The 8,423-nt window shown below is 70.9% G+C and carries 8 protein-coding genes; all 8 read left to right on the top strand.

All coding sequences use genetic code 11. The annotated features are described in order from the left end of the window. A partial coding sequence (locus tag G6019_RS14590; protein ID WP_182627876.1) for an MATE family efflux transporter occupies positions 1 to 1,135 on the top strand: 1,135 nt, incomplete at its 5' end. Continuing rightward, positions 1,132 to 2,058: a metallophosphoesterase family protein gene (locus tag G6019_RS14585; protein ID WP_182627874.1), complete on the top strand. Its 927-nt coding sequence runs from the start codon at positions 1,132 to 1,134 to the stop codon at positions 2,056 to 2,058. The genes G6019_RS14590 and G6019_RS14585, both read left to right, overlap by 4 nt. Beyond that, the gene (locus G6019_RS14580) at positions 2,055 to 2,762 is read left to right on the top strand and encodes a 4'-phosphopantetheinyl transferase family protein (RefSeq protein WP_107756610.1); all 708 of its coding nucleotides are present in this window, start codon (positions 2,055 to 2,057) and stop codon (positions 2,760 to 2,762) included. Before G6019_RS14585 ends, G6019_RS14580 begins: the two co-directional genes overlap by 4 nt. 1 nt (position 2,763) lies before the next feature. After that, positions 2,764 to 3,684 (top strand): tRNA pseudouridine(55) synthase TruB, encoded by a 921-nt coding sequence (gene truB / locus G6019_RS14575; protein WP_370446295.1) that lies wholly within the window; start codon positions 2,764 to 2,766, stop codon positions 3,682 to 3,684. A 23-nt stretch (positions 3,685 to 3,707) separates the two neighbouring features. Then, the gene (locus G6019_RS14570) at positions 3,708 to 4,685 is read left to right on the top strand and encodes a bifunctional riboflavin kinase/FAD synthetase (protein WP_107756609.1); all 978 of its coding nucleotides are present in this window, start codon (positions 3,708 to 3,710) and stop codon (positions 4,683 to 4,685) included. A gap of 112 nt (positions 4,686 to 4,797) precedes the next feature. Continuing rightward, positions 4,798 to 5,067, top strand: coding sequence for a 30S ribosomal protein S15 (gene rpsO / locus G6019_RS14565; protein ID WP_017836938.1), 270 nt, complete (start codon positions 4,798 to 4,800; stop codon positions 5,065 to 5,067). A 337-nt stretch (positions 5,068 to 5,404) separates the two neighbouring features. Further along, the gene (locus G6019_RS14560; protein WP_107756608.1) at positions 5,405 to 7,672 is read left to right on the top strand and encodes a polyribonucleotide nucleotidyltransferase; all 2,268 of its coding nucleotides are present in this window, start codon (positions 5,405 to 5,407) and stop codon (positions 7,670 to 7,672) included. Between the two features lie 97 nt (positions 7,673 to 7,769). Continuing rightward, on the top strand, positions 7,770 to 8,423 hold a 654-nt coding region (locus G6019_RS14555), incomplete at its 3' end, for a M16 family metallopeptidase (protein ID WP_182627872.1).

Below are 8,423 nucleotides of genomic sequence, written 5' to 3'. Positions count from 1 at the left end.
CCGACTCCACGGAGCCGGACGGCGTGCGGACGCGGTGGCGGAAGGGGTCCAGGCCACCTGGATCGCGCTGTCGGTCGGTGCGGTCGTGGTGGCGGGCGTCCACACGTTTCTCGGACCGCTGACGCGCGTGCTCGCGGCCGACGCCGAGGTGGCGGCCGGCGCCGCGGACTGGCTGAGGGTGGCGGTGTGGGGTATCCCGTGCATCCTGGTCGCGTCCGCCGGGCACGGGTGGATGCGGGGAGTCCAGCGCGTCAGGACGCCTCTCGTCCTGGTGGCCGTGGGGATAGGTGTCTCCACGATCGGCTGCGTGGTGCTGGTGCCCGGTCTGGGACCCGCGCCCGCGCTGGGACTGGTGGGCAGTGCGTGGGCCAACCTGGCGGGCCAGATGATCATGGCCGGGGGATTCCTCGGCGCCCTGGCGGGCGAGCACAGTGGATCGCTGCGTGCTCGGTGGAGCGTGATCGTCGAGCAGCTCCGTCTGGGAGTCAACCTGGTCATCCGTACCGCGTCCTTCCAGGTGACCTTCGCCGTGGCCACCACCGCCGCCGCGGCCGCGGGCGTCGACTCGCTCGCCGCGCATCACCTCGCGCAGCAGCTCTGGGCCCTGTACACCCTCGTGCTCGACTCGGTCGCGATCGCGGCACAGTCCCTCGTCGGTGCGGCGCTGGGCGCCGGCCTGGCCTCCGAGAGCCGCGCCCTGGCCCGCGCGGTGGTCGTGTGGTCGGTGGGGCTCGGTGTCGGGCTCGCCGTGATCACGGTGCTCTTCCGCGACCCGATGTCGACCCTCCTGTCGGGAGACGCGGAGGTCGCCGGCCGACTCGTCGTGGCGTTGACCGGCATGGCCCTCGTGGTGATCCCCGCCGCCCTGGTGTTCGGGCTCGACGGCGTCCTCCTGGGCGCCGGTGACGCCGCGTACCTCCGCACCAGCACCGTGATCGCCGCCCTGTGCGGCTTCCTGCCCGTCCTCCTGGCCACGAGACACTTCGGCTGGGGGCTCGCGGGTATCTGGTGGGGGATGGGCGTGTTCGTGGCGATGCGACTCATCGCGGTCGCCGCTCGGGTCCGCGGTGACCGCTGGCTGGTCCTGGGAGCGCGGACTCCTGCCGGTCGGCCGTCCGAGGGGACCAGGGCATGACCCGTGGCCCGAGCCTGCGCGCGGTGTCCGACCTGCACGTCGGCCACCGCGGCAACGCCGGCGTCCTCGACGACATCCGGCCGACCCACCCGGGGGACTGGTTGATCGTGGCCGGAGACGTGGCGGAGAAGACCGACCACGTGATCGGCGCACTTCACACTCTCGCGGACCGGTTCGAGCGTGTGATCTGGGTGCCGGGCAACCACGAGTTGTGGATCGGCTCCGACGACGACGGGATCAGCTCCACCGCGAAATACGACAGGCTGGTCTCCGCCTGCCGTTCGATCGGTGTCGACACCCCCGAGGACCCCTACCCGCTGTGGACCGGCCCGGGGGGACCCGCGTGGGTCGTGCCGATGTTCCTGCTCTACGACTACTCGTGGACCCGCCTCCCCGGCCAGTCGCGCGAATCGGCTCTCCAGGACGCCCGGGAACGACGGGTGGTGGCGTCGGACGAGTTCCTCATCGATCCGGCCCCGTACCCGGATGTCGCCGCCTGGTGTGTCGCTCGGCTGGTGGCCACGACGACCAGACTGGCGGCTCTGGACCCGGCGCACCCCACCGTGCTGGTGAACCACTGGCCACTGCTGCGCGCCCCGACGGAGGTCCTGCGCCATCCGGATTTCGCGCTGTGGTGCGGCACCGGACAAACCGCGGACTGGCACCGTCGCTATCGGGCCTCGGCGTGTGTCTACGGGCACCTGCACATCCCGCGCAGCACCGTCCACGACTCGGTGCGCTTCGAGGAGGTCTCACTGGGATACCCGCGTGAGTGGGCGGCCCGTGGCCGGCCCGACCCACTGGCCCGCCCGATCCTCCCGGGCCCTGCCCACCCCCAGGTGCGGTGGATCCGGGGCGAGGAGGGGATGCCGAGGATCGCGCGGCCCGGTGAGACCGGACCCGACCTGGAGGAGGAACGGTGATCAGGGACCTGCTGCCCGACGACGTGGTGGCCGTGGAGTTCGACGAGCTCGGCATGACCGACGAGGCGGCGTTGGCCGCCATGTACCCGGTCGAGGCCGAGCAGATCGCCCGGGCCGTCGAGAGCCGGCGGATCGAGTTCGCCGCGGTCCGGGCCTGCGCGCGCGAGGCGATGAGCAGGCTGGGCGTGCCCCCCGGCCCGATCACGCGGGGCGGCAGGGGGATGCCGGTGTGGCCCACAGGGGTGGTGGGCACACTGACCCACACCGGGGGTCTGCGTGCCGCGGCGGTGGGGCCGACGGACCGGATCCGCTCCCTCGGACTGGACGTCGAACCCCACGGGCCGCTGCCCCGGGGGGTCCTCGAGGCAGTCGCGTTACCCGAGGAGGCGGCCTGGGTGACCGCGGCGCGGGAGGAGGAGGAGGCGGTCCACTGGGACCGGCTGCTGTTCACGGCCAAGGAGGCCACCTACAAGACGTGGTATCCGCTCACCCGGAGGTGGCTGGGATTCGCCGACGCCCACATCACCCTGACGCCCACCCACGTCGACGGCCGGTCCGCTTCGGGCGAGTTGCGGTCGAGGATCCTCGTCGACCCGCGCGCGGTCGACGGGGGACCCGACCTGGTGGAGTTCCATGGCCGGTGGGCGCTGTGGGACGGCCACATCGCCTCGGCGATCGCGCTCCGGCCGGGTGGTGGGGGATAGCGTGTCCGGCGTGACCCCGCGCAGACCCGACCCCCGCCCCGCTCCCGCCCCCGGACTCGTCGTGGTCGACAAACCGGCCGGCATGACCAGTCACGACGTCGTCGGGCGCCTGCGCCGGTACTTCGGAACGCGCAAAGTGGGGCACGCCGGAACGCTCGACCCGATGGCCACCGGCGTCCTGGTGGTGGGAATAGAACGCGCCACCAAGCTCCTGGGGCTGCTCGCGCTGGAGACCAAGTCCTATCGGGCCACGATCCGACTCGGGGAATCCACCACCACCGACGACGCTGAGGGCGAGACCACGGCGCGGGTCGACGCCTCGACGGTGACCGACGAGGCGATCGACTCCGCGGTCGCGGCACTCACCGGCGAGATCGAGCAGGTGCCGTCCTCGGTGAGCGCGATCAAGGTGGCCGGCCGACGGGCCTACGACCGGGTCCGGGCCGGCGAGGACGTCCGGCTCGACGCGCGGACCGTCACGGTGTCGCGGTTCGAGATCGTCGAGCGGATCCCTGCCGGAGCGGTGGTGGACCTCGTCGTCGTCGTCGACTGCTCCACCGGCACTTACATCCGCGCACTGGCCCGCGACCTCGGCGCCGCGCTCGGGGTGGGGGGACATCTCACCGCGCTGCGCCGTACGTGCGTGGGACCGTTCGGCCTGGATGTCGCCCGCACACTCGGAGAACTCGAGGAGGATCCGCGGTTGTCCCTGGACCTCGACACCGCCGCGTTGACCGCCTTCCCCCGCCGCGACATCGACGCGGACGAGGCGGAGGGACTGCGACACGGGCGGTGGCTGCAGGCCAGGGGTGACGACGGGGTGGTCGCGGCCGTGGGTCCGGACGGACGGGTCGCCGCCCTGGTCTCCGAGTCCGGCAATCGCGCCGCTCCGGTCGTCGTCATGCGACCGGCGGGCCTGTGAGGCCCGGGCGTAAGGTGGTCGCCGTGCAGCTGTGGCGGACGTTCGACGAGATCGTGATCCCCGACGGCGGGACCTCCGTCGCACTCGGGGTGTTCGACGGACTCCACCGGGGGCACCGGAGCCTGGTGGACCACGCGGTGGCGGCCGGGCGGGAGTCGGGCGCGAGCCCGGTGTTGGTGACGTTCGATCCGCACCCGGTCGAGGTCATCCGACCCGGCACCCATCCCCTGGTCCTGACACCGCTCGAACGACGCGCGGAACTGGCCGGCGAACTCGGTGTCGACGCGGTCTTCGCCCTGCCCTTCGATACCGGCATGGCCTCGTGGGACCCCGAGGAGTTCATCGACCGCGTTCTGGTCCGGGGATTGCGGAGTCGCTCCGTCACCGTGGGGAACAATTTCTCCTTCGGTCGACGAGCCGCGGGGACCCCGGAGACGCTGCGTGAGCTGTGCTCCGAGCGGGGGATCGACGTTCGCGTGATGGACCTGCTGGAACTCGGTGGGGAACCGGTCTCCTCCTCCCGGGTACGTCGACTGCTCGCGGAGTCGGACGTGGCCGGCGCGGCGACGATCCTCGGTCGTCCCCACCGCGTGTCCGGGACCGTCGTGCACGGGGCCGGACGCGGGGGACGCGACCTGGGGTACCCGACGGCGAACCTGGACCTGCCGGAGTACACGGCCGTGCCCGTCGACGGCGTCTACGCCGGGTGGTTCACCCTCCTCGACGAGCACGACGTCGACGGGACGATCCTCCCCGGCCGGCGCTACCCCGCCGCGATCTCCGTGGGCACCAACCCGACCTTCGGGGAGGCGGCGCGGAGTGTCGAGGCGTTCGTGCTCGACGAGTCGGCGGACCTCTACGGACGTGTGGCCGCCGTCGACTTCGTGGACCACGTCCGCGATATGGAGAAGTTCTCCTCGGTCGACGAACTGCTGGTGGCGATGGACCGTGACGTCGCCAGGACCAGAGTCGTCCTCGATGTGGGGACCGCGCGCCGCTGACGCCGATTGGGGTGTCGGGTCCGAGCGCTGGTAACGTCTTCTCCCGGCCCTCCTGCGGTCCGCGGCGGCGGGGCCATTCATTTTCGCGGACTGGAACAACCAGGAGTCACCCATGGCGTTGAGCACCGAAGAGAAGAAGGCCGTCCTGGCCGAGTACGGCATCCACGAGACGGACACCGGTTCGCCCGAGGCCCAGGTCGCGCTGCTCACCAAGCGGATCAGCCAGCTGACCGAGCACCTCAAGACCCACCAGCACGACCACCACTCCCGTCGCGGCCTCCTCCTGATGGTGGGCCGTCGTCGTCGCCTCCTCAAGTACATCGCGAAGGTCGACATCGCGCGCTACCGCTCGCTCATCGAGCGCCTCGGCCTGCGTCGCTGAGCCGGCACCGCCCGCACGTCCACTGTTCCCCGTCCTCGTCGAGGGCGGGGAACAGTGCTGTGCGGGGGCGGTGCCGGGAGTGTCAGCGATGACCCGGGGGAGTTGCCACTGGTAGCCTGATCACGGCCGGTGCGCGCGTACCGGGTGTCGACAGGTCCGATTGACGGTCCTCGGTAGTGGCTGCCGGAACGACGGGTGCCCCGGGAGGGGGCACCGGTTCCGACCGCTTCGATCGAAGACCGGAATCGCCACCGGGACGCCCTGACGCGTGATCCGGCGGGCCCGGCGGAGACGTCTCCGCCGTGAGGCCCCAGTCACCGACAGAACAGGACTACACATGCCAGAGATCACGGCCGTCGAGGTCGAAGACGGAGTCTTCGAGACCGTCGCGACCATCGACAACGGCGACTTCGGTCGCCGAGAGGTGCGATTCGAGACCGGACGCCTTGCCAAGCAGGCCGCCGGGGCGGTCGTCGCGTACCTCGACGACGACACCATGCTGCTGTCCGCCACGACGGCGGGAAAGCATCCCAAGGAGCATTTCGACTTCTTCCCCCTGACGGTGGACGTCGAGGAGCGGATGTACGCCGCAGGGCGCATCCCGGGTTCGTTCTTCCGCCGCGAGGGCCGGCCCAGCACCGACGCCATCCTCACGTGCCGCCTCATCGACCGCCCGCTGCGTCCCACCTTCGCGGACGGCGTCCGCAACGAGGTCCAGGTCGTCGTGACCGTCATGAGCCTGGACCCCAAGGACCTCTACGACGTCGTGGCGATCAACGCCGCATCGGCCTCCACGCAGCTGTCCGGCCTCCCGTTCTCGGGACCGGTCGGTGGCGTGCGGATCGCCCTGATCCCCACCGCCGCCCGCCCCGAGGGGCAGTGGGTCGCCTTCCCGACCGTCGAGCAGCTCTCCGAGGCGGTCTTCGACATGGTCGTCGCCGGTCGAGTCGTGGGCTCCGGTGACAGCGCCGACGTCGCCATCATGATGGTTGAGGCCGAGGCCACCGAGACCGTCATCGAGAAGATCGCGGGAGGCGCACAGGCGCCCACCGAGGACGTGGTGGCGCAGGGCCTCGAGGCGGCCAAACCGTTCATCTCCGAGTTGTGTGCCGCACAGCAGGCACTGGCGACCGCGGCACCCGCCGAAGCCCGTGAGTTCCCCCTCTTCCCGCCGTACCAGGAGGATGCGCTCGCCGCGGTCACCGAGGTGGCCGAGGCCAAGCTCGGCGAGATCATGTCGATCGCCGACAAGCAGGAGCGCGACGGCGCGACCGATCAGCTCAAGGCCGAGGTCCTGGCGTCGCTGGAGGAGCGGTTCTCCGGGCGTGTCGGGGAGCTGGGTGCCGCGTTCAAATCGCTCACCAAGAAGATCGTCCGGAAGCGTATCCTCACCGACCACTTCCGTATCGACGGACGCGGTGTCAGGGACATCCGCGCACTGTCCGCCGAGGTGGAGGTCATCCCGCGGGCCCACGGTTCCGCCCTGTTCGAGCGCGGTGAGACACAGATCCTCGGCGTCACCACCCTGGACATGGTCAAGATGGCCCAGCAGATCGACTCGCTCGGTCCGGAGACCAGCAAGCGCTACATGCACCACTACAACTTCCCGCCGTACTCCACCGGTGAGACCGGCCGGGTGGGCTCTCCCAAGCGTCGCGAGATCGGCCACGGAGCCCTCGCGGAGCGTGCGCTCGTGCCGGTGCTCCCCAGCGTCGAGGAGTTCCCGTATGCCATCCGCCAGGTGTCGGAGGCGCTGAGCTCCAACGGATCCACCTCGATGGGCTCCGTCTGCGCCTCCACCCTGTCCCTGCTCAACGCCGGTGTCCCGCTGCGGGCGCCGGTGGCGGGGATCGCGATGGGCCTGGTCTCCGACGAGGTCGACGGGGAGACCCGCTACGTCGCCCTCACCGACATCCTCGGTGCCGAGGACGCGTTCGGCGACATGGACTTCAAGGTCGCGGGCACGGGTATGTTCGTCACCGCGCTGCAGCTCGACACCAAGCTCGACGGCATCCCGTCCGAGGTCCTGGCCGGCGCGCTCACCCAGGCCCGGGAGGCCCGCCTGACCATCCTCGACGTGATGGCCGAGGCGATCGACGAGCCCGACGAGCTGAGCCCGTTCGCGCCCCGCATCATCGCGATCAAGGTCCCGGTCGACAAGATCGGCGAGGTGATCGGGCCCAAGGGCAAGATGATCAACTCGATCACCGAGGAGACCGGTGCGTCCGTCTCGATCGAGGACGACGGCACCGTCTACATCGGCGCCACCGACGGGGAGTCGGCCCAGGCCGCCATCGACAAGATCAACGCCATCGCCAACCCGCAGCTGCCCAAGGTCGGCGAGCGGTTCCTCGGAACCGTCGTCAAGACGGCCCCGTTCGGCGCCTTCCTGTCGCTGCTGCCCGGTCGCGACGGCCTGGTGCACATCTCGAAGCTCGGGCAGGGTAAGCGCGTCGGCAAGGTCGAGGACGTCGTGAACGTCGGCGACAAGATGCAGGTCGAGATCGCGGACATCGACAACCGCGGCAAGATCAGCCTCGTGCCGGTGGGCGACGAGTCCGCCGCGTCCGAGGCGTCGGCTGACGCCGAGGGCGACGACAACTGATCCACCGCCGGGGTCGCTCGCGCGCCCCGGCACCCAGCGAGGCACGCATCCCTGATCCCGGGGTGCGTGCCTCGCATCGCTGGAAGGGAGAGCCGCCGTGGACCCCACGATCAGAGTGGACAGATCGATCCCCGGGCTGCGTGTCGTCACCGAGGACCTCCCGTGGTGCCACACGGCGGCGGTCGGGGTGTGGATCGCGGCGGGATCCGCGCACGAGGCGCCCGGGGAGCACGGCGCCGCGCACTTCCTCGAACACGTCTTGTTCAAGCGGACGACCACGACATCGGGCAGGGAACTCTCCGAGCGGATCGATCTTCTCGGGGGGGACCTCAACGCCTACACCGGCCGCGAGCACACCTGCTATCACGTGCACGTCCCGGCCGAGGGCCTGGGGACGGCGGTCGACGTGCTGGTCGACGTGGTGGCGAACGGGTCCTGTGCGGCGGAGGACGTGGAGATCGAGCGGGACGTGGTGCTCGACGAGCTCGCGGGCCGGGCCGACGACCCGGAGGATCTCGCCTGTGAACTGGTCACGGAGGCCGTTCTGGGTGACGACCCGTTGGCCCGACCGATCATCGGTACCGAGGAGTCGGTGGCGGCTCTGGACGCCGACACGCTGCAGTCCTTTCACCGGAGGGTGCTCCGTGCGGGTGACGTCGTGGTCGCCGCGGCGGGGCGCGTCGACCACGAGGACCTGGTCCGCCGCATCGCCGACGGACCGCTGGCCGCCGTGATCGCCGGCGGCCCGGAC

The sequence above is a fragment of the Dietzia sp. DQ12-76 genome (assembly GCF_014145045.1).
Classification (GTDB): Bacteria; Actinomycetota; Actinomycetes; order Mycobacteriales; family Mycobacteriaceae; genus Dietzia.
Note: the sequence above shows the minus strand (reverse complement) of the source record. Positions and strands in the feature narration are given on the sequence as shown.

Coding starts and splice junctions, on each gene's coding strand:
- G6019_RS14585 (WP_182627874.1), top strand. CDS start 1,132: ATGACCCGTGGCCCGAGCCTGCGCGCGGTGTCCGACCTGCACGTCGGC.
- rpsO (WP_017836938.1), top strand. CDS start 4,798: ATGGCGTTGAGCACCGAAGAGAAGAAGGCCGTCCTGGCCGAGTACGGC.
- G6019_RS14560 (WP_107756608.1), top strand. CDS start 5,405: ATGCCAGAGATCACGGCCGTCGAGGTCGAAGACGGAGTCTTCGAGACC.